22 protein-coding genes and 1 pseudogene are annotated in these 24,822 nt (G+C 59.7%); 8 read left to right on the plus strand and 15 right to left on the minus strand.

The window, feature by feature from the left end:
- Nucleotides 1–12: 12 nt before the first annotated feature.
- The 4 genes from RlegSU303_RS25160 to RlegSU303_RS25175 are packed head-to-tail and all read right to left on the minus strand — an operon-like array spanning nucleotide 13 to nucleotide 3,883.
- Entirely contained in the window at nucleotides 13–1,071 is a 1,059-nt protein-coding gene (locus RlegSU303_RS25160) for a maleylacetate reductase (RefSeq protein ID WP_131718450.1), read from the minus strand.
- A 1-nt stretch (nucleotide 1,072) separates the two neighbouring features.
- The gene (gene tsdA, locus RlegSU303_RS25165) at nucleotides 1,073–2,053 is read right to left on the minus strand and encodes a gamma-resorcylate decarboxylase (protein ID WP_017956504.1); all 981 of its coding nucleotides are present in this window, start codon (nucleotides 2,051–2,053) and stop codon (nucleotides 1,073–1,075) included.
- 47 nt (nucleotides 2,054–2,100) lie between these two features.
- The gene (locus RlegSU303_RS25170; RefSeq protein ID WP_131643518.1) at nucleotides 2,101–3,333 is read right to left on the minus strand and encodes a flavin-dependent monooxygenase; all 1,233 of its coding nucleotides are present in this window, start codon (nucleotides 3,331–3,333) and stop codon (nucleotides 2,101–2,103) included.
- A 10-nt stretch (nucleotides 3,334–3,343) separates the two neighbouring features.
- On the minus strand, nucleotides 3,344–3,883 hold the full coding sequence (locus tag RlegSU303_RS25175) for a flavin reductase family protein (protein ID WP_131620688.1): 540 nt from the start codon (nucleotides 3,881–3,883) through the stop codon (nucleotides 3,344–3,346).
- Nucleotides 3,884–4,084: 201 nt separating this feature from the next.
- Here RlegSU303_RS25175 and RlegSU303_RS25180 point away from each other — a divergent pair, with 201 nt between their 5' ends.
- The 4 genes from RlegSU303_RS25180 (at nucleotide 4,085) to RlegSU303_RS25195 (ending at nucleotide 6,868) form a co-directional block, all read left to right on the plus strand.
- Nucleotides 4,085–4,537, plus strand: a complete 453-nt coding sequence (locus tag RlegSU303_RS25180) for a MarR family winged helix-turn-helix transcriptional regulator (protein ID WP_003562469.1) — start codon at nucleotides 4,085–4,087, stop codon at nucleotides 4,535–4,537.
- 182 nt (nucleotides 4,538–4,719) lie between these two features.
- Nucleotides 4,720–6,021 (plus strand): MFS transporter, encoded by a 1,302-nt coding sequence (locus RlegSU303_RS25185; protein ID WP_205928037.1) that lies wholly within the window; start codon nucleotides 4,720–4,722, stop codon nucleotides 6,019–6,021.
- A gap of 177 nt (nucleotides 6,022–6,198) precedes the next feature.
- Nucleotides 6,199–6,432 (plus strand): BrnA antitoxin family protein, encoded by a 234-nt coding sequence (locus RlegSU303_RS25190; RefSeq protein WP_017956500.1) that lies wholly within the window; start codon nucleotides 6,199–6,201, stop codon nucleotides 6,430–6,432.
- A 40-nt stretch (nucleotides 6,433–6,472) separates the two neighbouring features.
- The gene (locus tag RlegSU303_RS25195; protein WP_131718449.1) at nucleotides 6,473–6,868 is read left to right on the plus strand and encodes a hypothetical protein; all 396 of its coding nucleotides are present in this window, start codon (nucleotides 6,473–6,475) and stop codon (nucleotides 6,866–6,868) included.
- A 92-nt stretch (nucleotides 6,869–6,960) separates the two neighbouring features.
- On the opposite strand, the gene RlegSU303_RS25200 is transcribed toward RlegSU303_RS25195, so the two are convergent.
- From RlegSU303_RS25200 to RlegSU303_RS25225, 6 genes are all read right to left on the minus strand, one after another.
- Nucleotides 6,961–7,860, minus strand: a complete 900-nt coding sequence (locus tag RlegSU303_RS25200; protein WP_020485891.1) for a carbohydrate ABC transporter permease — start codon at nucleotides 7,858–7,860, stop codon at nucleotides 6,961–6,963.
- Nucleotides 7,861–7,900: 40 nt separating this feature from the next.
- Nucleotides 7,901–8,833 carry a carbohydrate ABC transporter permease gene (locus tag RlegSU303_RS25205; protein WP_003550789.1) on the minus strand — a complete coding sequence of 311 codons (933 nt, stop codon included), beginning with the start codon at nucleotides 8,831–8,833 and terminating at the stop codon, nucleotides 7,901–7,903.
- Nucleotides 8,834–8,917: 84 nt separating this feature from the next.
- Complete coding sequence (locus RlegSU303_RS25210) at nucleotides 8,918–10,222, minus strand: ABC transporter substrate-binding protein (RefSeq protein WP_003550788.1); 1,305 nt, start codon at nucleotides 10,220–10,222, stop codon at nucleotides 8,918–8,920.
- A 149-nt stretch (nucleotides 10,223–10,371) separates the two neighbouring features.
- Nucleotides 10,372–11,439 carry an ABC transporter ATP-binding protein gene (locus tag RlegSU303_RS25215; RefSeq protein WP_017956495.1) on the minus strand — a complete coding sequence of 356 codons (1,068 nt, stop codon included), beginning with the start codon at nucleotides 11,437–11,439 and terminating at the stop codon, nucleotides 10,372–10,374.
- Between the two features lie 166 nt (nucleotides 11,440–11,605).
- Nucleotides 11,606–12,592, minus strand: coding sequence for a D-erythronate dehydrogenase (denD, locus tag RlegSU303_RS25220; protein WP_131718448.1), 987 nt, complete (start codon nucleotides 12,590–12,592; stop codon nucleotides 11,606–11,608).
- Nucleotides 12,593–12,613: 21 nt separating this feature from the next.
- On the minus strand, nucleotides 12,614–13,342 hold the full coding sequence (locus RlegSU303_RS25225; RefSeq protein ID WP_131718447.1) for a FadR/GntR family transcriptional regulator: 729 nt from the start codon (nucleotides 13,340–13,342) through the stop codon (nucleotides 12,614–12,616).
- 209 nt (nucleotides 13,343–13,551) lie between these two features.
- Here RlegSU303_RS25225 and RlegSU303_RS25230 point away from each other — a divergent pair.
- A pseudogene (locus RlegSU303_RS25230) lies at nucleotides 13,552–13,849 on the plus strand (PRC-barrel domain containing protein).
- A 73-nt stretch (nucleotides 13,850–13,922) separates the two neighbouring features.
- On the plus strand, nucleotides 13,923–14,558 hold the full coding sequence (locus RlegSU303_RS25235) for a hypothetical protein (RefSeq protein WP_131718481.1): 636 nt from the start codon (nucleotides 13,923–13,925) through the stop codon (nucleotides 14,556–14,558).
- 63 nt (nucleotides 14,559–14,621) lie between these two features.
- Here RlegSU303_RS25235 and RlegSU303_RS25240 read toward each other — a convergent pair whose 3' ends face one another.
- Nucleotides 14,622–15,101 carry a hypothetical protein gene (locus tag RlegSU303_RS25240; RefSeq protein WP_331275231.1) on the minus strand — a complete coding sequence of 160 codons (480 nt, stop codon included), beginning with the start codon at nucleotides 15,099–15,101 and terminating at the stop codon, nucleotides 14,622–14,624.
- 323 nt (nucleotides 15,102–15,424) lie between these two features.
- The gene (locus RlegSU303_RS25245) at nucleotides 15,425–16,303 is read right to left on the minus strand and encodes an alpha/beta fold hydrolase (RefSeq protein WP_131718445.1); all 879 of its coding nucleotides are present in this window, start codon (nucleotides 16,301–16,303) and stop codon (nucleotides 15,425–15,427) included.
- A gap of 213 nt (nucleotides 16,304–16,516) precedes the next feature.
- Here RlegSU303_RS25245 and RlegSU303_RS25250 point away from each other — a divergent pair, with 213 nt between their 5' ends.
- Nucleotides 16,517–17,071: a methyltransferase family protein gene (locus RlegSU303_RS25250; RefSeq protein WP_131718444.1), complete on the plus strand. Its 555-nt coding sequence runs from the start codon at nucleotides 16,517–16,519 to the stop codon at nucleotides 17,069–17,071.
- A 341-nt stretch (nucleotides 17,072–17,412) separates the two neighbouring features.
- On the opposite strand, the gene ligD is transcribed toward RlegSU303_RS25250, so the two are convergent.
- Nucleotides 17,413–20,037, minus strand: coding sequence for a DNA ligase D (ligD, locus tag RlegSU303_RS25255; RefSeq protein ID WP_131718443.1), 2,625 nt, complete (start codon nucleotides 20,035–20,037; stop codon nucleotides 17,413–17,415).
- 177 nt (nucleotides 20,038–20,214) lie between these two features.
- On the opposite strand from ligD, the gene RlegSU303_RS25260 reads away from it, so the two are divergent.
- Complete coding sequence (locus RlegSU303_RS25260) at nucleotides 20,215–21,981, plus strand: SLC13 family permease (RefSeq protein WP_131620692.1); 1,767 nt, start codon at nucleotides 20,215–20,217, stop codon at nucleotides 21,979–21,981.
- Between the two features lie 62 nt (nucleotides 21,982–22,043).
- Here the strand turns inward: RlegSU303_RS25260 and RlegSU303_RS25265 are convergent, their stop codons facing one another.
- Together RlegSU303_RS25265 and RlegSU303_RS25270 are read right to left on the minus strand one after the other, a co-directional pair.
- Nucleotides 22,044–23,105 (minus strand): Ldh family oxidoreductase, encoded by a 1,062-nt coding sequence (locus tag RlegSU303_RS25265; protein ID WP_131718442.1) that lies wholly within the window; start codon nucleotides 23,103–23,105, stop codon nucleotides 22,044–22,046.
- A 71-nt stretch (nucleotides 23,106–23,176) separates the two neighbouring features.
- Nucleotides 23,177–24,697, minus strand: coding sequence for an ABC transporter substrate-binding protein (locus RlegSU303_RS25270; RefSeq protein WP_131718441.1), 1,521 nt, complete (start codon nucleotides 24,695–24,697; stop codon nucleotides 23,177–23,179).
- Nucleotides 24,698–24,822: the final 125 nt, after the last annotated feature.

The following is a 24,822-nucleotide window of genomic DNA, read 5'->3' on the forward strand; positions in this document are numbered from 1 at the left end:
TCCTCCTAAGAATTAACGCGGCCGCGCGCCCTCCCAGGCGCTCTGCAACAAAGCCCGGATCGCTTCCCGTTCGATTGGGCGCGGGTTCCAGTAGGGGTTCTGGGCGGCGAGTTCCGCCGCACGGTCCAGATCGGCTTCCTTCATACCCAGATCGCGCAGGGCCAAGGGGGCGCCGATCGAAGCGGCAAAATCATAAAGACCGCCGCCCACCGAGCCGCCAAAAAGATCGGCAGCGGGCTTTAACGCATCCGCTGCGGCTACGGCGTTGTAGGCGGCGGAATGGGGAAGAATGACCGCATGGGTTTCCGCATGAGGCAGATCGAAGCTACCGCCCAGCGTATGGCAGAGCTTGTGATGCAGGGCCATGCCAACTGCTCCGAGCACCGTGCCGCACAGCCAGGAACCGTAAAGCGCTTCGCTTCGCGGCTCGATGTCCCCGGGGGCATTGACGATCTGAGGCAAAGCCTGCTTCAGCGCGCGCAGGCCCTCGACCGCCATCATGGACGAAATGGGGTTGCGATCCTTCGCATAGAGACCTTCGACGGCGTGCGCCATCGCATTGAGCCCGCTGCTGACGCTGATGTTGACCGGCAATCCCAGTGTCAATTCAGGGTCGTAGATCACCACTTCGGGCAGGATGCCGGCCCCGCGGACGGTCGTCTTCTGGCCGTTCTCTGTCTGGCCGAGGATCGGTGTGACCTCCGACCCCGCATAGGTCGTCGCCACCACGATTTGCAGCGCGTCATTGCGATAGGCGATTGCCTTGCCGAGACCGATGGTCGATCCGCCGCCGATCGCGACGACGCAATCGGCGGCGGCTGCGTTATATGCCGCCATCGCGCGCTCGGTAACCTCGACCGGCGTATGCATCGTCGCATCGTGGAATAGTCCCGCCGCAAGCGGGCCGAGGGAAGCACCGATCCGTTCAGCCTCCGCTTTCTGGTGCGGGGTCGAAAGGATCAGGGCGCGCTTGCCGCCCTGCCCTGCAATCGCCTCGGCGAGACGGTTCAACGAGCCGCTCCCGAAGATCACCTGAGCCGCGCTGACCGTGTATCTGAAAGGTGCAACCATGCTATCGATCGAGTTTGAAGAGTGAAACCGCGTTGGTGCGACCGATCTTCAGACGGTCGGCTTCGGAGATGGTCGTGCTGTCGAACCAGTTTGCCGCATGGTCGATGTTCTCGAATGGCCAGTCCGTCGAGAACAGAATTCGGTCCGCGCCGATTTCCAGCATAGCATCGATAAGCGATTGCGTGCGGAAGTTCCCCGACGTCGTGATGTAGAAATTCTCGTTGAAATAGTCGGCAATCGGACGTTTGGCGGGATAGTTCTTTTCCACCTTGACCCACGCGTTCCGGTTGTCGATGCGCCACATCATATACGGTAGCCCCTCGCCCATGTGGCCAACGATGATCCGCAAGGCCGGATGTTCGTCAAACAGGCCGGATCCCATCAGGCGCAGCGCATGAACAGCGGTCTCCTGCGCGAACGCCCATGTCGGACCCATCAGCCAGGAATGGCCGGCATAGATCCGGCTATCCTGCGGCAGCGGGTTGCGCGGATGCAGATAGAAGGGAACGTTGAGTTTTTCGACTTCGGCCCAGAACGGACGGTATTGCGGCAGATCGTAGTAGAGCGGCGTCGTTCCGTCGCCTTCCTGCGAGAATCCATTGACCAGTGCGCCGACGAAACCCATCGTCGTCACGCAGCGTTGCAATTCCTGCGCAGCGGCATCCGGATCCTGCAGAGGCAAAGCTGCAAATCCCAGGAAACGGTTCGGGTTCTTTACGCATTGCTCCGCCAGAAAGTCGTTGGCGCGTCGGGAAATCTCCAGGGCCTTTGCCTTATCCGGGATCGCCTGCACGGCCGGGGCGTTCAGCGACAGGATCATTTTCTCGATGCCGTGGGCATCCATCAGCCGCAAACGCTTTTCCTGGATATCCAGGAGACGGGCGGAAAGTTCCGTCCAGTAGTCGCCCGGCACGAATCCAGCCGAATCCTGCAGCGTCTCGGGAATGGCGAAATGTTCTTCAAGCGCGATCTTGCCTTGCACGATATGTTCTCTTTCCTGTCTTGAATCGAAATGCTGAGGATGGCCGATCAGAATTGTCCCTTGGGTGGAAGACCGAGCAGTTGCTGGCCGGCCATGGTGCCGACGGCATCCCAGTTCATGGAAATGTGGCGCCCGACGGCATTTGCATCGCGCCACGCCCGCTGGACGGGGTTGGACATCTGGAGGCCGAGGCCGCCTGTCGATGCATTGAGTGCTTCGACCGCCCGAAGGGCCAGGCTGACCGCAAAGGACTGGCTGCGGCGGGCAAGAATCCGATCTTCCTCGGTGATCTCGCCGGTGCCATCCTCGCGGGCCTGGGCCAGTTGCTGCGCCCGGGCAATATCGCGCAGAATGATTTCGCGGGCGGCATCCACCGATGCGGAGGCTTCCGCCACGCGAAGCTGGATCGTCGGAAACTCCGCGATCTTGTTGTTGCCACCGGCCACTGCGCCACGTGTCACACGGGTCCCGATCTGGTCGATATAGCTATCCAGTGCGCCCTTGGCTGCACCGACGGCCGCGCTGCCGAGGCAGAACGGAACTCCCATGAGGAGCGGAATGTTGAAAAGCCCGATACCCTTGTAGCCACGTCCGCCCGGCGTTCTGCCGGAGGTCGCATCCGGAAAGCTCAATATGCGGTATTCGGGAACGAAGACATCCTTAAGGATCAGGCTTTTTGAGCCGGTGCCCGCGAGGCCGACCACGTCCCAGGTTTCGGCGATGGTATAGTCGCTGGCGGGAACCAGAAGAAACGCCGGTACAGGACGTTCCCCCTCCCCGTTTGGCGGAATGATCGCCGCACAGAGCGCCCATTGGGCATTTTCGCATCCGCTCGCAAAGGCCCAATCGCCGGATAGCCGGAAACCACCCTCGACACGTTCCGCCATGCGGACCGGCGCGTAGGAACCGCAGAGCAGCGCATCCGGATTGCTGCCCCACACGTCCTGCTGAACCCTTTCATCGAACATGGCAAGGAGCCATTGATGCGCGGAAAGGAGGCCGGCAACCCAGCCGGTGGAGGCGCAGGCCGACGATAGCTCGATATTTGCATCGACAAGCTCGGCAAAGGATCCTTCGTCGCCGCCGAAACGGGCCGGCTTGACGATATCGAAATAGCCGGCGGAGCGCAGCAGATCGATAGAGCGCGCCGGCACACGGCCGGATTTTTCGGTATCGCGCGCGCCGGCACGGATTTCGTCCAGCACCGGGGCGATGCAATCTGCAAGACATGCGGTCTTGCCCCGCGCCGAGGCGGGAAACAGGGCGGCTGTATTGTTCATGGAACTACCTTCAGTTCTGGGATGCAGGAAGCGCGTGCTGTGGCGCGCAATATTTCGAATTCTCGTACATCAGCGCGATCGTATTTTCGGAATGGCGTGTATCCACCACCTGCCCGATGAAGATCGTATGCGTTCCATAGGGAACGGCGCCCATGCGGCGGCAGACAACCGAGGCATGAGCGGTGTCCAGCACCATCATGCCGCGCTCATGGCGGACCCAATCGGCAGTGTCGAACCGACGCTCAGGCGCGATCTTGCCGCTGAAACCTTCCGATACGGCTGCCTGCCTGTCGGTCAGAATGCTGACTGCGAATTCCGGCACCTCAAGCAGCATGTCATGCAGGTAGGTGCGATTGTTCAGGCAGATGATGAGAGATGGCGGATCCATCGAAAGTGATGTGACGGCGGTCGCCGTCATTCCATGATCCGCACCGTTGCGACAAGCAGAAATGACTGTCACCGTCGCCGGGAAACGGCGCATGGTCGATCGAAACGCATCGCTGATGGGTGCGGGGGCCGGCGCTATGCCGAGGGCAGCAGTGGCAGACATGATTTCCTCCCGTGTCTCCTTAGCATCCAGATTATTGCATTTGCAACTATTGTCAATGCAAGTTTATAAATTGAGCGGGAAAATGCTTGCCATACTCAGCCTTTCTCGACGGCTGAAAGCCAATCGTGTTGTCATTCCGGTCATTTAGGTGCATGTCGGAGAGAGCCCTCAGCAAGCGAAATCCCGCCAGCAGACAGAGACATGTACAAACTTACCGATTCCGTTCCTTATCTTCTCAATCGCGCCGGCGTGCGGATAGCCGAGGTGTTCGCGCAGAGAATCGCCGAAGACAATCTCAGCGTGGCGATGTACCGGGTTCTGGCCATGCTCAAGGAGCGCCGCGAGAGCACCCTGGGGGATCTCGCCGACGTCGTCTCTGTCGAGATTTCGACGCTGTCGCGCCTCGTCGGCACACTGGCCAAACGCAAGCTGGTGTCGAGAACACGTCCGGAAGATAATGGCCGCATCGTCATCGTAAGGCTGACCCCGCAGGGCGAGGCGCTGACCGAAAGGCTCATGCCGCTTGCCGTCGAGCTTGAACGCACCGCGGTTCAGGACATGTCGGACGAGGAGGTCGCAGCACTGAAGAAGGCGCTGCGCCGCATGCACAGCAACCTGCCGGCAATGTCCGGAAAGGGAAAAGTTGCGAGCTGAAAAGTTTGCAGTTGCAAATATTTTATTCGCAAGTATTTAATAGCGTGTCATCGTTGTCTTGACATAGCCCGTTTGCGGGTGAGTCTGGCGCTGGGAGGAACCACGCCGGCAACGATCCAGGAGGATTTGTACACGGATCGACGCGGACCTGCCGCTGGCAGGAGCGTACTTCCTGTACGCAAATGTATGGGGAGGGAACATTGGCCATACAAGATCTCGCTATTATCAACGAACGCGTTCGCAGCCCGAATATCATCATCGCCCTTTGCGGTCTGCTGATCCTGTTCGACGGCTATGACCTGATCGTTTACGGCGCAGTCGCGCCGGCTTTGCTCGGTGAAGCCAGTTGGGGCCTGACGCCGGGCATGGTCGGACGGGCTGCCTCCATCACCCTGTTCGGTATGCTGCTGGGCGCTCTCGTTGCCGGAACACTTGCTGACAGGATAGGTCGTCGCAAGGTCATCATCGGCAGTCTGCTGAGCTTTTCCGTGATGATGATCGGCAGCGGTCTTGCGCCGAACTTTCTCGCTTTCGAGGGAACACGTTTTCTCGCCGGCCTGGGCCTTGGAGCTCTTTTTCCGACGGTAACCGCTCTAATCATCGAGTTTTCTCCGCCGAAACGGAAGGCAATGGCCTATTCGATTGCTCTTCTGGGTTACCTGGCCGGCGGCATCATCTCGGGTATCCTCGGAATGCTGCTGATACAGAAATACGGATGGCGTCCACTGATGATTATCGGCGGTGCACCGATCCTGCTTCTGCCTTTCTTCATCCGCCTCATCCCCGAGTCCCCCGAATGGCTGGCAACGAAGAACCGCCAGACCGAAGCCAACCAGATTGCAAACCAGTACGGGCTGCCCAATCCGGTAGCCAGGCCTGCTGCATCACGCCAGGTGGGCATCCGCTCGCTGTTTTCCGAAGGTCGCCTGCTGCCGACGTTGAACGCATGGGGCATTCACTTCTGTTCGCTTCTGCTCACATTCGGCATGGTCAACTGGCTTCCGACAATCATGAACAAGATGGGCTATGATCTCGGTTCTGCCCTGCTCTTCTCCGTAACGCTCAATCTCGGAGCCGCAGTCGGCCTCCTGATCGGCGCAAGGATTGCCGACCGCGGAAACGTCAAAATAGTCGTGGCAGGTATGTTTCTCCTCGGAGCCTGCTCGATCTGGTTGCTGACGCAGGTGGATCAGGGCCTCCAGGTTTATGGTCTCGTCGCACTTGCAGGTACGGGAACGATCGGTACGCAGATCCTCGCCAACGTTCTCGTTGGAAACCTCTATCCGGTCGAAATCCGTGGAACCGGCCTCGGCTTCTCGCTCGGCATCGGCCGTATCGGCGGCATGATAGGACCGGCCATCGGCGGTGCGGTTCTGGGTGCAGGCCTGGCTCCGCAGTGGAACTTCTACATCTTTGCATCCGTCGGAGTCTTGGGATGCGTCCTCGCACTCATGACATTGCTGTATCGCAAAAAGGCTGATTGACGCCCAGATTGTCGGCAGGTCTGGCATCCAGAACCTGCCGGCAATGGCTCCCGCACGCCGGCGGTCGAGCAGGTCGGCTAGATCGCCCTGATGAAACGAGCTAAATAGTCGACGAAGCAGCCGAGATCCCGTATGCCGCTCATATGTCGATCCGACAGGCAATAGAAAGTCATAACGATGGCAAACTCGCCCCGCAGACCTGTCAATCCAATGGATGCTGCCGAAGCATTGTTCAAACCCGCGAAGAAGAAGCCGGAGCAGGCTGTTGAGCGGCCGGCGCTGCCGAATACAAAGGAGCTCGTTTCGCTCAAGATCGACAGTGATGTGCTTGCCTATTTCCAGGAAGATGGCCCTGGCTGGCAGGATCGGATCAACGACATTTTGCGCGCCGCGATGAAGAACAGGCTCTGACCCTGTTGCACCATCTTGTCCGCCACGGGTGGTCGTTGTGATGCCGAATGCACTGCACCGGCTTCTCCGCAGCGGCCTTGTCCATGTTCTCTTGGCCTTTTTGGCAATGGGCAGCTGGGCGGTCTTCGCCAATCGCGCGCACGCCATGCCATTGCCGCTCTATGCCGGGCTTGTGCAGGGTACGATATCCGCCTGCCTGACGCTTTTCCTGAAGTCTGTGATAGACTGGCTTTCCAAGCGTTTCGTCGGATCTGCGCGATTTTGGGCGCCGCCTCTCATTGCTTGTCTCGGCTCAGCCAGCATTCTCGTGGCAATCCATGCGGCGACCGGCACACCGGAAATACTCAAGACCATCGCATTTCCGCTGCTCGTATCGACGAGCTATGCGGCAATTTACAATTATTCGATCTCGGCAAGACGAGGTTTCGATACATGATGGGAAGGCCCCTGATCCCATCTTGCGGACACTCCTCCTGCACACGATAACAAGCAGTCGCAACTGCTGCAGGAGCAAGGGGCAGTAGACTGTCACTCCTTCACCGCCCCGGTCATCGATGAGACGTAGTAGTCCACGAAGAACGAGTAGAGGATGACCACCGGGAGGGAGCCGAACAATGCGCCCGCCATCAGTGCCCCCCATTCGAAGACGTCGCCGCGCACCAGTTCGGTCAGCACGCCGACCGGGATGGTTTTGTTTTCCGACGACTGGATGAAAGTCAGCGCATAGATGAATTCATTCCAGGACAGCGTGAAGGCGAAGATGCCAGCTGAAATCAGCCCGGGTACTGCGAGCGGCAGGATGATCTTGGTGAGAATCTGCCATCTGTTGGCGCCGTCCACCAGCGCGCTTTCTTCCAGCTCGAATGGGATCGAGCGGAAATAGCCCATCAGCAGCCAGGTGCAGAAGGGAATGAGGAAGGTCGGATAGGTGAAGATCAGCGCCAGCCGCGAGTCATAGATCCCGAGCTTGAAGACGATGAAGGCAAGCGGGATGAAGAGGATCGACGGCGGCACGAGATAGGCGAGGAAAATGACGAGGCCGACCGAACGCGAGCCGGTGAAGCGGACGCGCTCGATGGCATAGGCGCCGAAGACCGAGGCTACCAGCGAGAGAAAGGTGGAGCAGACCGCGACCAGCATCGTGTTCCACAGCCAGCCTGGGTAGGATGTCTCAAGGAACAGATATTTGATGTGCGCGAGCGTCGGTCCCACCACCCAGAAGGGGCTGTAGTTGCTGTAGTCGGTCAGCTGCTCGTTCGGTTTCACGGCGGTGATCGCCATCCAGTAGAACGGAAAGAGCAGCACGAAGACAAAGACCGCCATCGGCAGGTAGAGCATCACGATCCGCCGCGGCAGACGGTTCAGATAGCTCATGCCTTCGGCATTATCGGTCACGACCTGATCAGCGGCGTTTGAATTTATCGACATCATCACTCTCCCTAACCCCAATTTGGCTCTAACCCTGGCCTTAATCCTGGCCGCCCTGTTGCCATTTGCGCCGTTGCAGGCCGAAGAAGCTGAACATGATGGCGCCGAGCAGGAAGGGCACCATGGCGACCGCGATGGCGGCACCCTCGCCGAGCTGACCGCCGGGAATGCCGCGCTGGAAGGATAGCGTCGCCATCAGATGCGTCGCGTTGACAGGCCCCCCCTTGGTCAGCACGTAGATGAGCTGGAAATCGGTGAAGGTGAAGAGCACCGAGAAGGTCATCACCACGGCGATGATCGGCGTCAGCATCGGTAGCGTCACGTAGCGGAAACGCTGCCAGCTCGTGGCGCCGTCGAGCGAGGCGGCCTCCTGCAGCGAGGCTGGAATCGTCTGCAGGCCGGCAAGCAGCGAGATCGCCACGAAGGGAATGCCGCGCCAGACATTGGCGACGATGACGGATATGCGCGCATTTATGGGATCGCCGAGGAAGTTGATCGGTCCGCTGATCAGCCCCAGCTGCATCAGCGACCAGGAAATGATCGAAAATTGGGAATCGTAGATCCACCAGAAGGCCAGCGCCGAAAGCACCGTCGGCACCACCCAGGGAAGCAGCACGATGGCCCGGAAGAAGGACTTGAACGGCAGATGCTGGTTGAGCAGCATAGCCAGCCAAAGGCCGAGCGCGAATTTCAGCACCGAGGCAACGGAGGTATAGAGAATGGTGTTGAAGACCGACAGCCAGAAGACGCTGTCGTCCATCAGGAATTGGTAGTTCTCCAGCCCGATGAAGATGCCGTCGCGGCCGATCCTCGTATCGGTGAAGCCGAGCCAGACGCCGAGCCCCAGCGGATAGGTGAGAAAGCAGACGAGGAACACCGCCGCCGGCAGCATGAACAGGAAGCCGAGCACATTGTTGTTCTGCAGGAGCGAAGAGATCGGCCCGCGTCTATCCTCCGAATTCACCATCGACATTGCCTATCTCCCAGATTGCACTTGAACTCCCAGAGGACTTTGCGGCATGCCGAAGCCGGCATGCCGCTTGTTTTGACGCGCGGCTCAGACGCGATAGTAGCGGTTTGCCCGCCGTTCAGCTTCCTTCATCGCATCCTCGGGCGACATTTGGCCGGTGACGGCGGCCGCATACATGTCGACCAGAACGTAATCGGCCATGGTCGCTGCCGAGGCATAACCGAGTGGGCCGGCATAGCCGTTCGGACGCAACTTTTCCGAGGCACGTGCATAAGGCGCGTGGATCGGATCGGATGTCCAGATCGGGTTCTGGGCGAAAGCCTTGAGCGGCTGGCAGCAATAGGCGCTGGAGCCCTGGATCCAGGCATTCATCTGGTCGGCTTCCATCATGAATTTGATGTAGGCCTTCGCCGCTTCCGGATACTTCGTATGCTTGAAGAGAAGCAGTGAGCTCGTCTGGAAAAGCTCGACGCTCTGGCCAACCGGGCCGACGGGGAAATTCGTCGTGCGGATGTCCTTGGCGATCTCGGCGAGCTTCGGGTCGTTCTTGGCCGTGTAATAGACCGAGACGCCGTTGGCGATCAGCGACACCTGGCCGGCGAGGAAGGCGCGGTTGTTGTTGACGTCCTGCCAGCTTTCCGTGCCCGGAATGAAGGTCGCATAGAGCTCCTTGGCATAGTTGATCGACGCCAGCGTTTCCGGGCTGTTGATCGTCACCTTGCCGCCTTCGTCGACCATCTTGCCGCCGTGGCTCCAAAGCAGCCAATGGGCGTAGTTGTTGCCGTCGCCGACGGCCTTGCCGTGCGGGAAGCCGGCCGGCGTGCCCTTGGCTTTCATCGCCTTGCAAAGCTCGAGGAAGCCTGCCGTGTCTTTCGGGAACTCGCTGAAGCCGGCAGCCTTCACGTGAGTGTCGCGATAGACCACCGCATTGCCGATTGCCGCCAGCGGCATGGCGATGAAGGTGTCGCCGCGCGCGGCATAACCCTTCACGCCGTCATACCAGCCGCCGTATTTGTTGCCGAGATAGTTGGCGAGCTCGGTCAGGTCGACCAGCTTGTCGGGATACTGATGAGCGTCGTCGAACCAGCACATGATGAGGTCCGGGCCGGAGCCGACATTGGCCGCGACGGCAGCCTTCGGGCGGATATCTTCCCAGCTTTCCTTGTCGATGCGCACCTCGACGCCGGTCGCTTCGGTGAACTTCTTGGTGTTAGCAATCCAGGCCTCCTCGTCGCCCTTGACGAAAGGTGTCCAGCGCAGCAGCCGCAGGCTGGCGCCGCTTTCCGGCGTATAGGTCGGTTCGGCCTGCGCGAAGGTCGGCCGGATGCCGAGGCCGGCGGCGCCGGCAACGGCAGCCGAGGCGGCAAGAAAGTCACGTCTCTTAAACCTCATGATATTCCTCCTCTTCAAAAAAAGCGGGTGCGAACTCCCCACCATTCACCTCCCGCTTGGTGAACGACGGTCCTTGCATCCCTGAAACGGGGTGCTGCCGGCCTGCGGGCGACGGGGGCTCCTCCGCCCCGCGCAGCCGCTGGACGGCATCAGTCGGTCAGTCTCCGGCCGCTCTCGGCATCGAAGAGATGAACATGCGCGGCGTCGATCGCAACGCGCAGGGTCTCGCCCGGCCGCGCGCTGACGCGTTCGCGGAAGACGCAGCTGAGATCGCTGCCGCCGAGCCTGAGGATAAGATGCGTCTCGTAGCCAGTCGGCTCGATCACCACGATTTCACCGGGCAGGCCATCGGCATCGAGCAGGATGTATTCCGGGCGCAGCCCATAGACGAGGTCGCGGCCCAGGGCGTCGGCAGGCGGATTGGAAACCGGGAGCGTCGTGCCATCCGGCGCCTTGAAACTTTTAGGGTTTTCGGGGTCGAGCCTGCCCTTGATCATGTTCATCGCCGGCGAGCCGATGAACCCGCCAACGAAGAGATTGGCCGGCTTGTCGTAAAGCTCGAGCGGCGTGCCGATCTGCTCGACGACGCCGTCATGCATGACGACGATCTTGTCGGCCATGGTCATGGCCTCGATCTGGTCATGGGTGACGTAGACCGTCGTCGTTTTCAGCCGCTGGTGGAGTTCCTTGATTTCGGCGCGCATGGCGACGCGCAGCTTCGCATCGAGGTTGGAGAGCGGTTCGTCGAACAGGAAGACTTCCGGATCACGGACGATCGCCCGCCCCATGGCGACACGCTGGCGCTGGCCGCCGGAAAGCTGGCGCGGATAACGGTCGAGCAATTTGTCGAGACCGAGGATGCCGGCGGCATATTTCACCCGCTTCTCGGCTTCCGCCTTCGGCGCCTTGTTCAGCATCAGCGAGAAACCCATGTTCTGCTCCACCGTCATATGCGGATAGAGCGCATAGTTCTGGAACACCATGGCGATGTCGCGGTCCTTGGGCGGCAGCGTGTTGACCACGCGCCCGCCGATCTTGATCTCACCGCCGGAAATATTCTCAAGTCCCGCCAGCATCCGCAGAAGAGTGGACTTTCCACAACCCGACGGGCCGACCAGGATCACGAACTCCCCGTCGGCAATGTCGATATCCACGCCTTTGATCACCGGAAATGACCCGAATGATTTCCGCACATCCGCGAATTGAACGCCTGCCATACCCACTCCTCCCAGAAATCGAGCGCTACATGCTATGTCTTCGTATTTTCGTATATCTTGCCGGCGGCCTTATCTTCTCAAGTCCTTCTGCCGCTGCAACCTCGCATATGCGGGTGTTCCATGGCGGTCATCTCCTCCTATCGGGCGATTTTAGCCCACCTCAATCTCATCCGGACGCACCCGGAGCGTCTTCGGCGAGATAGACCTCGATCAGCTCGTCCACCGTGGTTTCGGCGGAAAAACCCAGTTGCGTGGCGCGTTCGGGCGTAAAGGACTTCGGCCATCCGGCGACGATCCCTTCAATGACCTCGTCGCGGCGACGATCGATCAAGTCCGCCGCCTCGGGACCGGCAGCACGGCGCAAGGCGGCAATCTGGTCGGCAACGGTGGCGGCGACGCCTGGCATGGTGAGCGTGCGCCGAACACCCAGCGCCGCCGTGTCGAGCGTCGCAGCATGGATCAGGAACTTGATGGCGGATCGCGGGCTTGCCAGCCAGTGCTTGACCGTTTCTTCGACCGGAAGAACAGCCCGCTGGCCTGCGAGCGGTTCACGCAGGATTCCGGAAAAGAAGCCCGATGCGGCGGCGTTCGGCGCACCCGGCCGGATCACGATCGTCGGCAACCGAATTCCGACGCCGTCGATAAAGCCGCGCCGCGAATAGTCGGCAAGTAGAAGCTCGGATATCGCCTTCTGGACTCCGTAGCTGGTCAGAGGCGCCAGCACGTAATCGTCGGGAATGGGATCGGGAAACGGCGAGCCATAGACCGCGATCGATGAGGAGAATACGAAGCGGGGAACATAGGCCTGGCGGCTTCCTTCCCGGCGGATCGCTTCCAACAGCGATCGCGTGCCGTCGAGATTGACCCGGTAGCCGAGTTCGAAATTGCGCTCGGCTTCGCCGGAAACGATCGCGGCGAGATGGAAGATAACGTCGGCCCGGCGAGCCGCCAGGGCTTCCGCTGCGGCGCTTTCGGAAATATCGGCAGCCAGTGCTTCGACCGGCACGGAGGCGCCGGCCGGCACCGGCGGAGCCGCGACATCCGCGAGCGTCATGCGCGTGATTGCGTGATCGCCGAGGGAACCGCTGCGCCCCAGTGTGGCGGCGAGCTTCCGGCCGATCATTCCTCCCGCCCCGATAATGAGAATATGCATCGTGTTTCGCCTCCCTGCGAACTACGAGAAGAGTAACTTGGTCGTCGTATAAATACGGGTTTCGTGGATTGCGAAGGCCGCGGCCGCGGCGTCCGGGTCCCGCGTCTCCAAACCGGCGAGGATCATCCGGTGATCGGCGATGCTGGTGGCGATGCTCCCGGGCTGCGATACGACGCGCCTTCTGTGGCTCAGAAGATAGGAATAGAGGTCGGCGGCCATATCAGCCAGCACCGCGTTGCCGCTGGAACGATAGATAACGGTGTGAAATTCCCGGTCACATATCAAAAAACGAACAGGATCGTCACAGGCGGCCTCCTGCGCTGCGATCGACTTGCGGAGATAATCAAGAGTTGAAGGCTCCATCTTGAGCGCGGCAGCCCTGACGACCTGTGCTTCGATCAGCAGCCGCGCCTCGTGAACATGGTCAAGACTGTAGGCCGCAATGTCGCGATACCGCGCAGCCTGGACGGCCAACTCGCCGACGTCCTCTGATGACACTACCGTGCGCGTTCCGTGCACAACCGAGAGAATCCCATGGGTGGAAAGGATAAGGATCGCCCCACGGACGGTCTCGCGGCTGACCGAGAGTGCGGAGGCGAGTTCACGTTCGCTTGGCAGCGGATCGCCCACCTTGAGAATACCGGTGGCAATGAAGGTCGCAATCTTCTGGACGACGAAGTCTTTCATCGACTTCTTCGGCGCTCCACCGAGCGCTGCAACCTCGTCTTCGAGCATCGCTCGAACGTCCATTGCTTTCCCCTCCTCGCGCTCAGGTCTACTGGTCCGGTAAGTGGACCAGTAGACCTGAGCAAAAGAGGATTGTCAACGCATGACGGCGCGCGATCTACCCAACCGTTATTTGGAGCAGTTTTGTGAATGGCAATATCAGCACGCCGAGAAAACCAGCTGATCACAGCGCCGGACGGACTGACCCCTCCTCCACAAAGGAGGAAACGATCATGGAACACACCAACCGCGTACGCTTGACGACTTCAGAACTTACCTCTGCCGTCCTCGAAGGTGCCACCATCTATGGAGCCAACGATTACAAGGTCGGCAAGGTCGATCATATCCATGGCGCGGGCGCCGGCGGCTCCGCGGTCAGCGACGTCGGAGGATTTCTGGGTATCGGCGCGACGCCTGGTTGCAGTCCGGTCTCGGATCTTGAGTTCATGCGCGATGAAGACGGTGACGTTCATGCCGTTACGAGCTGGACCAAGGACGAGCATCGAACAGATGCCCGAGTACCGCGACTGAGCGTAATCACATGATGCCTTCCGTCCTGACGTAGTCGTTGACGCTGCAGAGCGGAAGGCCCATCTACTCGTACATGGCAAAACCCAAAACCACCGACGATGCGGAGCTGATCAAGGAGTGGCCCCTATCGACCGCAGCCACGCTCGGATCATCCGTTCGCGCGAAGGGGATTCTGCTGGAAATTCGCGCACGTCTGCCTTTGGCGGTGAGAAAGTCGCTCGAAATCGAGGCGGGTGCTTTGACATTGGCGATGGCTGAAACGGCTAAAAGTGCGTTCCGTGCTGCTTCGTCGGTCGTTTCCAACGCGCTCGAAGACATCGAAAACCTGCCTGTGATCCCCCGTGAAATCCAGGATATCCTGACGATCTCTACTACCGAGAGACATCGCTGGCTCAGCGACGGGCGCTTGCCCAGTGTAGGAACCCGCACGGTGAAGCTGCGTGGGCGGGCGAGGAAAATTACCTTCCACGTATTCGACCCGCGCGTGGTGGAGGACATCCTCGACCGAGACCTGGTGACAGTCTGGCGCGAAGAGGATGCTGAAGCGACGGCCGAGAAACGACGACGGGCAGCCTTGAAAGCGAAGTTGACGCGTTCGCTGAAGACCAAGGCCAAGAACCCTTCGAAACCTGATGCCGACCACGACGATGCGTCACGTTCGAAACCTCTCGGCTGGGAGGAGTTCAGTCGCGATGGGTTGCTCCGCTGAGGCGGCGAAACCTCTGCAACGCAGTCTTCGATCCCTTCCTGTCTAACGGTGTCGATCCACTGATCACTTCTGGCAAAGCTTGACCAAGTTCTTCGTTAGACTTCGTCGAAGGGCGCCGGTGATTTCGGTTTCCAGTTCTTTGACGATGTCGCCGAACCGGCCACCGGTCTTCACGATCTCGATGGAGGTCTCGGTCATCTTGCAGGTCGTAAGGTCGACCTTCAGCCGAACCTCAGCGGTCGCTGAAAACCCTCCTTCTACCAGCGCTTCGTCCGAGGTCTTGCAAGCTAGCGTGCCGCGGGCGCTCGCCTCCGCGGTGTTGCCATTGACCGACAATTGCAGGTTTTCGATCTTCACCGAATCGAGCTTGTCGACGCCTACCTCCACACTGATACCGAAGCTCGATACCTTGGTCTTCAACGACCTGCATGGCTGCGCATCTCCGATGGCCCTCTCCAGGGCATTCGGTGCCTGTGCGTTGGCGAAGGAGCATGGCTGGAGGAGAGAGACTCCTGCAGCTAGCAGGCCTAGACAATTCCGCATCGCTCTCCCATCTCCCTGGATTTCATGCAGGCGCCTCTGAATGATAGGGCGGGATCGGTCTGCGGGAAAGGCAATGACGGTTGCCCGATCATGACCGTCGCACAATGAACTTAGACGTCAAATATTGTTTTGCGACCGATGGAAACTACGTCGTTTGCAGTACGAGCTCGTGGCCGAGGCGAATGGCGAGCCACATCCCTCGCATTCCGATCCGATTGCCTGCCCTGAAAGATCCTATGTCGTCTTTCGAGCCACTCGTCGATCTTCCCGCGACATGTTTCGGAAACTGTAAGCACAGGAGACCGCAGCTCCGCGGATCGCTCTTAGAACACTGATCTGTTCGAAAGAAAGTGATGATTTTTCATATCGATATTGGCTTCATGAGCGGCGACTGTGTTCAGGAACCGGTCGAGCATCGAGTTGAAGCTCTCTGGCTTTTCCCAGAAGGGCGCGTGACCAGCACCTTCCATTACATGCGCTTTGCCTTCGAAGAGCAAGTGGATGTTCAGGCCCGAAAAATAGCTGAGTTTGACAAAGGGGTCATGAAATCCATTCACAAAAGCAATGGGTATATCAGCCTGTTCGACGGTGCGGCGCTGATCCACCCCCTGCCCCCGCAACATTGCGCGAGAAAAAACGCTCCGTAGTCTCCCGTCTGCGCGCGCTATGGCGTCACGAAAAGAGGGGTTGCTCGTGTCTCCAAAGCAAAGAGACTGAAACCGCTCCACATCACGCGATGTAAAGTTCTCTTTTGATGCCAGAAGAATATCAAATGATGGATGGAATCCCCGCAGCATTCCGATGAGACCGCCGGGGACCGGTGGCGTGCCGCACAACATCAGGCCCGAAATGCCGTTGCCGCGGCCCGCCATCTCAATCGCGACGTGACCGCCAAGCGACCATCCCAGCACGGGAAAGCGATGAAGCCCCAGGCGGGCTGCCACCTCTCTTATGCAGTCGGCAAGACCGGTGACGGTATAAGTTGACTGCGGATCTCGAGCGTCGCTCGATTCGCCATGTCCCGGAAGATCGAGCGCAATCAGACGCCAATTCCGGGACAAATGGCTGTGTAGTTGCCGTGAAAAGACCGTCCGTGAGCTGCCGGAACCGTGTATCATAACCAGTGGTGCAGCGCCATCGATAGTGTCACTGATGCGCACAGCGCCGTGGCTGGTGTCGATTGTACAGTGAAATACGTCCATAAGCTGCGACCCCTAAAGCGCAGCCAAAGACTTGCACGAAAATATCTACGGCAGGTGCATGATCATCGTAAACCAGATCTAAACCAGGTCGTGCAATCATGACTCGTTTCAGTGCGGTTGCGAATCATACATCAATCATTTGCCTAGGCGTTGTATACGGGTTAGGTCTGTCGCAGCAGCAATTGTAACCAACCTTTCAAGCCGGGCATCGAGATGCAATTTCTTCTGGACTTCATTATTTCGATCACCAGCCTGACTATCGTCGGGTCCTACGCGTGGTCGTTGCGAGGCCACTTCAACTCGCCGAAGATGGAAGCCGGAGCAAAGCTGATCACCGTCGGCGTCATCGCGACGACGGCGTTTTTCCTGTACCTGGTTTGGTCCGGGACGCAGATGCTATGGGTACAGGGAGTAGGACTGGGATTTGAAATCGGGTCGGCGGGCTTGTTCTGGTGGGCGGTGTCGGCGTCGCGACAGGCCAGGTTGCGCTTTGTGTTCACCCTCGATCATCCAGATAGTCTTGTCACCGGCGGTCCCTATCGCTACCTGCGGCACCCTTTTTACACGTCCTACCTGCTCTTCTGGTCGGGGTGGGCGCTGGCATCTTGGTCGATATGGTCGATCCTGCCGGTCTTATTTTTTACGGTTGTCTACGTGATTGCAGCCCGCAATGAGGAGAGGAAGTTCTCCCTATCACCGCTGGCATCCGAATATGAAGCCTATCGGCGCAAGACGGGCTTGCTGACACCGTGGTTCGATTGGCGGTAAACCTGCCTCCGAGGGAGGGTACGCATGGCGGAACCGCGTCAGACGCGATGAAACTGTACCACCAGGCAGCGGTCCGATAGGCGACTGACGTCTCGACGATGCGATAAAGCAATCAGCGTCGAGAGCCTCCGACCGATGGACTTTTCCGACTACTCCACGGAAACTGTCGATCGTGGCCAGGCGAGTGTCGTTGCCTGCAACAGATCCAACTTGAACACACGGCATTAATCCGACGCCTGGCCCGGCTGTCGCCACGGTGGATCGCCGGGCGCGAACTCCCAAAAGCAATTCCGGTTCGGGCTAACTATCACCTCGAACCCGGTCCGCGGTAAGCCCCTCAATCAAGCCGCGACCCGCGCCTTGGCGAGCCGCTTGATCGCCTGTTCCAGTGGCCGTTGACCGTCGCAATAGTCTTCCCAGGCCGACGATTTCGCCAGAAGCGCAGGAACGGTGCGGATGGTGAAGCGCTTGGGGTCCAGATCCGATTTGACCTGGTTCCAGGTCAATGGCATCGAGACGGTGGCACCCGGCCGGGCGCGCGGTGACAAGGGCGCCACCGCCGTCGCCATCCGGTCGTTGCGCAGATAGTCGAGGAAGATCCGGCCGTTCCTCAGGCTCTTTGTCATTTTGATCAGATAGAGATCGGGATTGTCGCGCGCCATCTGCTGGCAGACGTCGTGTGCGAAGCTCTTCGCTTCCGCCCACGAAAGCGGCTTGCGCTTGTTGTTTGCGAGTGGCGTGACGACGTGCAGGCCCTTGCCGCCAGTCGTCTTGCAAAAGCTGATCAGGCCCAGAGCGTCGAGACGGTCCCGCATTTCGCGGGCCGCCGAAACCACAGCGGAGAACGGCACGTCCGGACCTGGATCAAGGTCGAAGACGAGACGCCCGGGCACCTCGGGCTGATGCGGTTCGCAATTCCAGGGGTGCAGCTCGACCGCGCCGATCTGCGCGACGGCGGCCAAGCCTTCGACCCGGTCGATTTGCAGATAGGGCTTTTTATCGCCGAAGACCTTGACCAACTCGAGGAGGTTCGAAGTGCCGGGCATCGCATGGCGCTGGAAAAATTGCTCGCCGCCGATCCCGTCCGGTGCGCGGATGACCGAACATGGGCGTCCCTTGATGTGCTCGATCAGCCAGGAACCGACGGCTTCGTAGTAGCGGGCCAGCTCTTCCTTGGTGACGGGTCCGCCGTCATTCGCATCCGGCCATAGCGGCTTGTCCGGGTTTGAAATCAGCACCCCCATGACCTCGGCCTTGGCGCTTTTTCGGCGGACGGGTCCGGCCTTCGCCTGCACCGCCGGCTGCGGCACGTCAGTTTGCCCGGGCTTCGCCGGCCGTTCAGCCTTGACCTCTTTCGCCGGCTTGTCTTCCCGCAGTCCCTTGAAGGCCGCCTGCCGGACAATGCCGTCTGCGGTCCATCCTGCGAATTCGATTTCCGCCACGAGCTCGGGCTTCAGCCAGGTGACCTCGGCCTCCTTTTTCGGTGCGCCGACACCGGTGAAAGGCGATTTCGCCGTCTCGAGCGCCTTCAACTTCGGCAGCAGCGTTTCCACTTTCTTTGCGCCATATCCGGTGCCGACGCGGCCGACATAGACGAAGTGGTCGCCACGATAGACGCCGACCAGCAGGGATCGGAATTTCCCGTTGGTCTTGGCGTAGGCGCCGATTACCACCTCATGGCCGGCGCGGCATTTCGACTTCGCCCAGCTTTCGGTACGGCCGGATTGATAGGGTGCATCCGCTTGTTTGGAGATGATGCCTTCCAGCGAGAGCTTGCATGCAGACCGGAGAACTGCATCGCCGCCAGTCTCGAAATGCTCGACGAACCGGATGCGCGGATCGCTGCCAGCGTCGGACAGAAGGCTTTGAAGCCGCGCCTTGCGCGCAACGAGCGGCAGAGATCGCAAATCCTCGCCTCCCTCATAGAGTAGATCGAAGGCGAAATAGACGAGTTCGCTGGTCTTGCCTTCCGAAAGGGCGGCCTGCAGGGCCGCGAAATCAGGAGCGCCACTACCGTCGAGGGCGCAGATCTCGCCGTCGATGATCGCATCGGGCAGTGTCGATGCCGCCTCGGCGATATCGGGATATTTTGCTGTCCAGTCGAGCCCTTTCCTGGTCTTCAGCGTCGCCTCACCATCCAGCACGCGCATCTGGATCCGGTAACCGTCGAACTTGATCTCGTGAATCCAGCCGGTGCCTGCCGGAGGGCGCTCCAGGGTCTGGCAGAGCTGCGGTGCGATGAAATCCGGGTTTGATTTCCGACCGCCTCCGGCGTCCTCTTTTCGCTCGTCGGCAGCCAGTCCGTGATTGCTGTTCCAGACGGCATCAGCCTGAACGTCGCCATCCTCGACCATGAAAGGCTTGGGCTTTCGTCCTTTGCCGGCGGCAATCATTTCCATGGTTCGGCCGGAGGCAACGGAGGTGTCGTTTTCCTCGAGGATCGCTTCGCCATTCTCCTCGACCGAAAACTCGTCGTGGTGTTTGATCAGCAGCCAGTTCGTGCGCTTGCCACGGTCGCGATCGTTGCGCATCCGCACCAGCACGAAGCTGCCGTGCAGGCGTTTGCCTTGCAGCGTAAACTTGAAATCGCCTTTTGCCAACGCCTGCTCCGGGCTCTTCTTTCCTTCCGGTTCCCAATAGCCCCGATCCCACAGCATCACCGTGCCGCCGCCATACTGGCCTTTCGGAATGGTGCCTTCGAAGTCACCGTAGTCCAGCGGGTGATCCTCCACCTCGACGGCCAGCCGCTTGTCGTGCGGGTCGAGGGATGGGCCTTTCGTCACAGCCCAGGATTTGAAGACGCCATCGAGCTCGAGTCTCAGATCGTAGTGCAGCCGGGTGGCATCATGTTTCTGGATAACGAAGCGACGGCGGTTGCTGCGCGCCAGGCGCTTTTCACCGCTCGGCTCGGCCGTTTTTTGAAAGTCGCGCTTCGATCGATAGGTCGATAGTTTGTCGCTGGCCATGGTCGCTCCAGAAAACAGCCCCGACAGCGAAATGCCGGCTGGCCGCTCGAAGTTCCATCAGGGTGCTCCTCCAGCCGTCAGCGGATAAAACGGCTGGGATAGACGAGAAAAAATTTCTCCGCCTCGCCGCATCATTCTCTTGCTTGAAACGTTAATTGCTACCACCGGGATGCAAACATGCGCGCTGATCAATGGCTATCTCTTCTCATCATCGCGCTGATGATGGGCGCGTTCCTGTGGGGTCGTTATCGATACGATATAGTCGCCGTGAGCTCCCTTCTCGCTGCAATCATTGTCGGCATCGTCCCTGCCAAGAATGCTTTTTCCGGTTTTTCGGATGACATTGTTATCATCGTTGGCAGCGCGCTCATCGTTAGTGCGGCGATATCCAGATCGGGGATCATGGACGTCGCCTTGCGCAGATTTTCTCCCGAACGACGCGGGCCACGGATGCAGCTGATCATTCTGGTTGCCATTGTCGCAGCCCTGTCGGCTTTCATCAAAAACATTGGCGCGCTGGCGATTATGATCCCGGTCGCTGTGCAAATGGCCCGGAAATCACGCGTATCACCGTCGATGTTCCTGATGCCGATGTCTTTCGCCTCTCTGCTCGGAGGGCTTATGACGCAGATCGGCACGTCGCCAAACATCATCGTTTCCCGGGTGCGCGAGGAGATCACCGGGCAGCCGTTCATGATGTTTGACTATACGCCTGTCGGCCTGGCGCTCTCGGTCGCCGGCGTTGTCTTTCTGGCGCTGTTCTACAAGCTGCTGCCTGAAAGATCACGGGTCGAAACGTCGATGGATGAGGCGGTGGCGATCAAAAACTATACGACCGAGGCCAAGGTCACCACGCCATCAGCGGCGATCGGGCGGTCCGTCAGCTGGCTGCAGAAGCCAGCGGGCGGCGATGCGATGGTGACTGCGATTATCGGTGGCAACGGCCAAAGACGAACGCCCCTTCCCGACACGGTGCTCAAGGATGGCGACCTTCTTATTATCGAGGGGGAGCAGAGCGCCCTCGACAAGATCGTCAGTGAAGCCAAGCTTCAACTGTCCGACCGTAAACACCAGCCTGAGACACGCCAAGACATCAGTTCTGTTGAAGCTATCGTTGGCGAACATTCCCGATTGATCGGCGTCAGCGCAAAAGACGTTTCTCTCTTCCACAATACCGGGCTCAACCTTCTTGCCGTCAGCCGCCGCGACAGGCGCTTCACCGAGCGCCTGGGCGAGATTAAGATCCGCAATGGCGACGTCGTGGTCTTGCAGGGCGACTTGCAGAAACTACCGGATCTTCTACGCGAATGGGGATGTTTGCCGCTGGTCGAACGAAATATGAAGCTCGGCAACGCCCGCAATGGCTTGATCCCCGTCATTATCCTGATGGCAACTATGGGGGCGACAGCCTTCGGGGGCATTCCCGTCGCGACAGCGTTTTTCGCCGCCGCTTTTCTGATGGTGGTCACCGGATCCGTTCCTTTGCGGGAAGTTTATCAGCATCTCGATGCGCCCATTCTGATCATGCTGGCCGCTCTCATTCCGATCAGCGACTCGCTCAGGACCACAGGAACCACCGACATCATCGCGGACCTCCTCTCGCGAACCGCCGAAATGCTCCCGCCCTTCGGTGCTTTGGCTCTCATCCTGATTGCGGCCATGGCCGTAACCCCGTTTTTGAACAACGCAGCGACGGTTCTGGTCATGGCCCCGATCGCCGCGACCTTTGCCGAGAAGCTGGGCTTTAGACCCGATGCTTTTCTGATGGCGGTGGCAATTGGAGCCGGCTGTGACTTCCTCACGCCCATCGGACACCAGTGCAACACGCTCGTGATGGGACCGGGCGGATATCGATTTGGTGACTACGCCCGATTGGGTCTGCCGCTCTCGCTCATTGTGGTGGTCGTCAGTGTGCCAATCCTGCTATTGGTCTGGCCGATCTGATTGCAACCGACACCGGGCATTGCGGCGACCGATAAAAAAATTTCGAAGCAGAGATGTGTTCCTCACGCGGCGACGTCGGGAATAGGCAAGCCCAGGATCTCGGCATGCTTGCAAAGCTTCTGCCAAGCTGCATCGCCGACCGGCACACCCTCTTCCAACGCCGAGCGGCGCTTTCGTGCGGCGCTGTCGCCCGGCATGCGAACGGGGCCATTGTTCCAGGGCGCCGGAGGATTGCTGCGGCATGCAGAGGCGAGAAAGTCAGACTGCGCCGTAAAGGCATCCAGCCCGGCAAAAAAGGCGGGATCGATGACCTGAAGGAAAGCGCTTTGCGAAAAGACACCCGACGGCGTGTTGGCCCGTCCCTTGCCGGAAAGCCCCTGCCCCAGCAATTCGACGATCAGCCCGAGCCCAAAACCCTTGTGACCCTTCAACTGGCCGCCGAGAGGCATCATTGTCCCGCCCCGTTCGGTCACTTCGCGCGGCTCATCGGTCGGCTCGCCTGCGGCGGTGAGAGCCCAGGCCTCAGGAAATTTCTTGCCGGCCTTCGCCAGGTTTTGCGTCATGGTCGTGGTGGTGATCGAGGCCGAGACGTCGATCAGGATCGGATCCTCGGACGTCGGGAATCCGGCCGCCATCGGGTTTGGCGTCAGAAGCGGCTTCGTGCCGCCATAGGGCGCGACACGGCTCGCCGCGGGATGCGAGACCGACAGCTGCACGATCAGACCGCGGTCGGTGACCTGCCGCATGAAGGCTGAAAGAGCGCAGGTATGGTGGCAGTTGCGGATCGCGGCGGTGACAACGCCATGATCGCCGACCCGTTCGCAGGCCTGCTCGATCGCCTTCGTCAGCAGCCATGCGCCGGGCAAGGATTTGCCGTCCCAAACAAAGGCTGCGCCGCGGTCATTGACGACCTCATAGCTGCCGGACTTCGCCAGCGAGCCGTCCTCCAACGCCTCGACATACCAGTTCAAAAGGCTGACGCCATGGGTTTCGTGGCCGATCATGTCTCCTTCCACCAGGACGGCGGCAGTCGTTTCGGCCTTGTCGGGCTCCATGCCGGCGCGGGTCAATATCTGCTCGGCGAATTGGGTCAGGGCAATGCGGTCAATCAGCGGCATAGGCATTTCTCGCTCACGTCATGGAAAGCACGGGCCGCTATTTGCGGGCGGCCCGTGCTTAAATGCGGCATACCGGCTTACTTGAAGCGGATCTGCGACAGCTGCAGTTCGGAATTCGTCGCGATCGTCGGCTTGAAGTCGAGACGCGGCGAGACGCGGGTGAAACCGACCATGTGAAACATCGGGATGTCGGCGATGATTTCGGTGTTCACCTTGGCGAACAGCTCCTTCCAGAGTTTTGTGCGCTCGTCGCCGGTGGAAGACGTCGCCTTGGCGATCAGCGCGTCGACGGCGGGATCGCGAACCATGGAGTGCGAGCCGTCGGTCGCGTATTTCACGAATGCGGTGAAGACGGGGTCGCCGGTCGCATTGTCGTGCTGCGACTGGGTCAGCGTCGGACCGGAATCGGCGACAAAGGGTGCAACGAAGTAACCGTTCCAGACGGACACATCATACATGTCGAGCTTTACGTTCAAGCCGACTTCCTGAAGCATTGCCATCATCGCTTCCATCGCTTCGGTGGCGTTTGGATATTGCCCATTGCGACCGATGATGCGGATCTCCTGATCGACCGGGACGCCGTCCGCTTTCGCTGCTGCGACCAGTTCCTTTGCTTTTTCGGGATCGTAGGGCCAGGCGGGGATATCGGCATTGTAGCCGATCGTGGTCGGCACGACGAGCTGTGTCGCGATCTTCGCCTGTTCGGGGAACAGCGTTCCGAGCATCGCCTGACGATCAATAGCGAGGTTCATCGCTTCACGGATGCGCCGGTCGTTAAGGGGTGCTGCGCGCGTATCGATGCGCAGCGATGTCGTCTCCGAATTCGGATAGGCGAAATCCGTTTCCTTGTTGGTGGCATCCTGCACGGATACGGCCGGAACGATATCGGCTTCGCCGGCATCGACCATGGCGGCAGCAACGGCGCTATCGGAGCGGAACAGATAGGTCGCCTGTTCCACCTGCGGCTTTTCACCCCAATATTCCGGGTTGCGTTTCAGCACGATCGACTGGCCGATTTCCCATTTGTCGAACGTATAGGGGCCGGTACCAATCGGCTTGCGGGTGAATTCGTCGGCTGGCGTCGTCTCGGCCGATTCCACGGCCATCACGGTCATCAGAAGCGGAAGAATCGGTTGCGCCGGTTTTGTCGTAATCCGGATCGTGTTGGCATCCGGGGTTTCGAAGCTGAACTCGGTGCCGCCGAAATATTTGCCGCCGGTCTCACAGCTGAGCTTCTTGTTCTTGTTGCGCTCGATGGTGAACTGGACATCTTTGGCGGTGAACGGCTTGCCATCGTGCCATTTGACATTCGGGCGCAGCTTGAACTCCCAGGTGTCGTCGTCGATCTTCGACCATTCCGTCGCCAGGCGGGGCTTGAGGCCGCCATTGACGTAGTCGAATTCCACCAGCATCTCGTTGACGTTTTCAGAAATGACCCGGCCGACGTCCTGGCGGGCAGCCATACAGGGCTCGACGACATCGACGGTTTCAGCAAGCACAATAGTGACGTTGCTCTTGGCATCCTGCGCCTGAGCCGAGCCGAAGCTCAGCGCGAGCACCGATGTTGAAAAGCAGGCAGCTAACAAGTGCAGTTTCATTTCGTTCTCCTCCCATGCGCCTTTGGCGCTCCTCACAGTGAATCTGCGTCCCGTTTCCGGTGCTCCGGCATCTATCTCCTCATAGTTCCACAAAGCACAAGTGCACTAATATACTAGTTAGCCAC

Origin of the sequence: Rhizobium sp. SU303, assembly GCF_021052345.1 — a bacterium.
Classification (GTDB): domain Bacteria; phylum Pseudomonadota; class Alphaproteobacteria; order Rhizobiales; family Rhizobiaceae; genus Rhizobium; species Rhizobium laguerreae.

Bases quoted from the DNA above. Each gene is read 5' to 3' on its own strand.
- RlegSU303_RS25160 (WP_131718450.1), bottom strand. From the start codon at position 1,071: ATGGTTGCACCTTTCAGATACACGGTCAGCGCGGCTCAGGTGATCTTC.
- RlegSU303_RS25170 (WP_131643518.1), bottom strand. From the start codon at position 3,333: ATGAACAATACAGCCGCCCTGTTTCCCGCCTCGGCGCGGGGCAAGACC.
- RlegSU303_RS25175 (WP_131620688.1), bottom strand. From the start codon at position 3,883: ATGTCTGCCACTGCTGCCCTCGGCATAGCGCCGGCCCCCGCACCCATC.
- RlegSU303_RS25180 (WP_003562469.1), top strand. From the start codon at position 4,085: ATGTACAAACTTACCGATTCCGTTCCTTATCTTCTCAATCGCGCCGGC.
- RlegSU303_RS25185 (WP_205928037.1), top strand. From the start codon at position 4,720: ATGTATGGGGAGGGAACATTGGCCATACAAGATCTCGCTATTATCAAC.
- RlegSU303_RS25190 (WP_017956500.1), top strand. From the start codon at position 6,199: ATGGCAAACTCGCCCCGCAGACCTGTCAATCCAATGGATGCTGCCGAA.
- RlegSU303_RS25195 (WP_131718449.1), top strand. From the start codon at position 6,473: ATGCCGAATGCACTGCACCGGCTTCTCCGCAGCGGCCTTGTCCATGTT.
- RlegSU303_RS25200 (WP_020485891.1), bottom strand. From the start codon at position 7,860: ATGTCGATAAATTCAAACGCCGCTGATCAGGTCGTGACCGATAATGCC.
- RlegSU303_RS25205 (WP_003550789.1), bottom strand. From the start codon at position 8,833: ATGTCGATGGTGAATTCGGAGGATAGACGCGGGCCGATCTCTTCGCTC.
- RlegSU303_RS25210 (WP_003550788.1), bottom strand. From the start codon at position 10,222: ATGAGGTTTAAGAGACGTGACTTTCTTGCCGCCTCGGCTGCCGTTGCC.
- RlegSU303_RS25215 (WP_017956495.1), bottom strand. From the start codon at position 11,439: ATGGCAGGCGTTCAATTCGCGGATGTGCGGAAATCATTCGGGTCATTT.
- denD (WP_131718448.1), bottom strand. From the start codon at position 12,592: ATGCATATTCTCATTATCGGGGCGGGAGGAATGATCGGCCGGAAGCTC.
- RlegSU303_RS25225 (WP_131718447.1), bottom strand. From the start codon at position 13,342: ATGGACGTTCGAGCGATGCTCGAAGACGAGGTTGCAGCGCTCGGTGGA.
- RlegSU303_RS25235 (WP_131718481.1), top strand. From the start codon at position 13,923: ATGGCAAAACCCAAAACCACCGACGATGCGGAGCTGATCAAGGAGTGG.
- RlegSU303_RS25240 (WP_331275231.1), bottom strand. From the start codon at position 15,101: ATGCGGAATTGTCTAGGCCTGCTAGCTGCAGGAGTCTCTCTCCTCCAG.
- RlegSU303_RS25245 (WP_131718445.1), bottom strand. From the start codon at position 16,303: ATGGACGTATTTCACTGTACAATCGACACCAGCCACGGCGCTGTGCGC.
- RlegSU303_RS25250 (WP_131718444.1), top strand. From the start codon at position 16,517: ATGCAATTTCTTCTGGACTTCATTATTTCGATCACCAGCCTGACTATC.
- ligD (WP_131718443.1), bottom strand. From the start codon at position 20,037: ATGGCCAGCGACAAACTATCGACCTATCGATCGAAGCGCGACTTTCAA.
- RlegSU303_RS25260 (WP_131620692.1), top strand. From the start codon at position 20,215: ATGCGCGCTGATCAATGGCTATCTCTTCTCATCATCGCGCTGATGATG.
- RlegSU303_RS25265 (WP_131718442.1), bottom strand. From the start codon at position 23,105: ATGCCTATGCCGCTGATTGACCGCATTGCCCTGACCCAATTCGCCGAG.
- RlegSU303_RS25270 (WP_131718441.1), bottom strand. From the start codon at position 24,697: ATGAAACTGCACTTGTTAGCTGCCTGCTTTTCAACATCGGTGCTCGCG.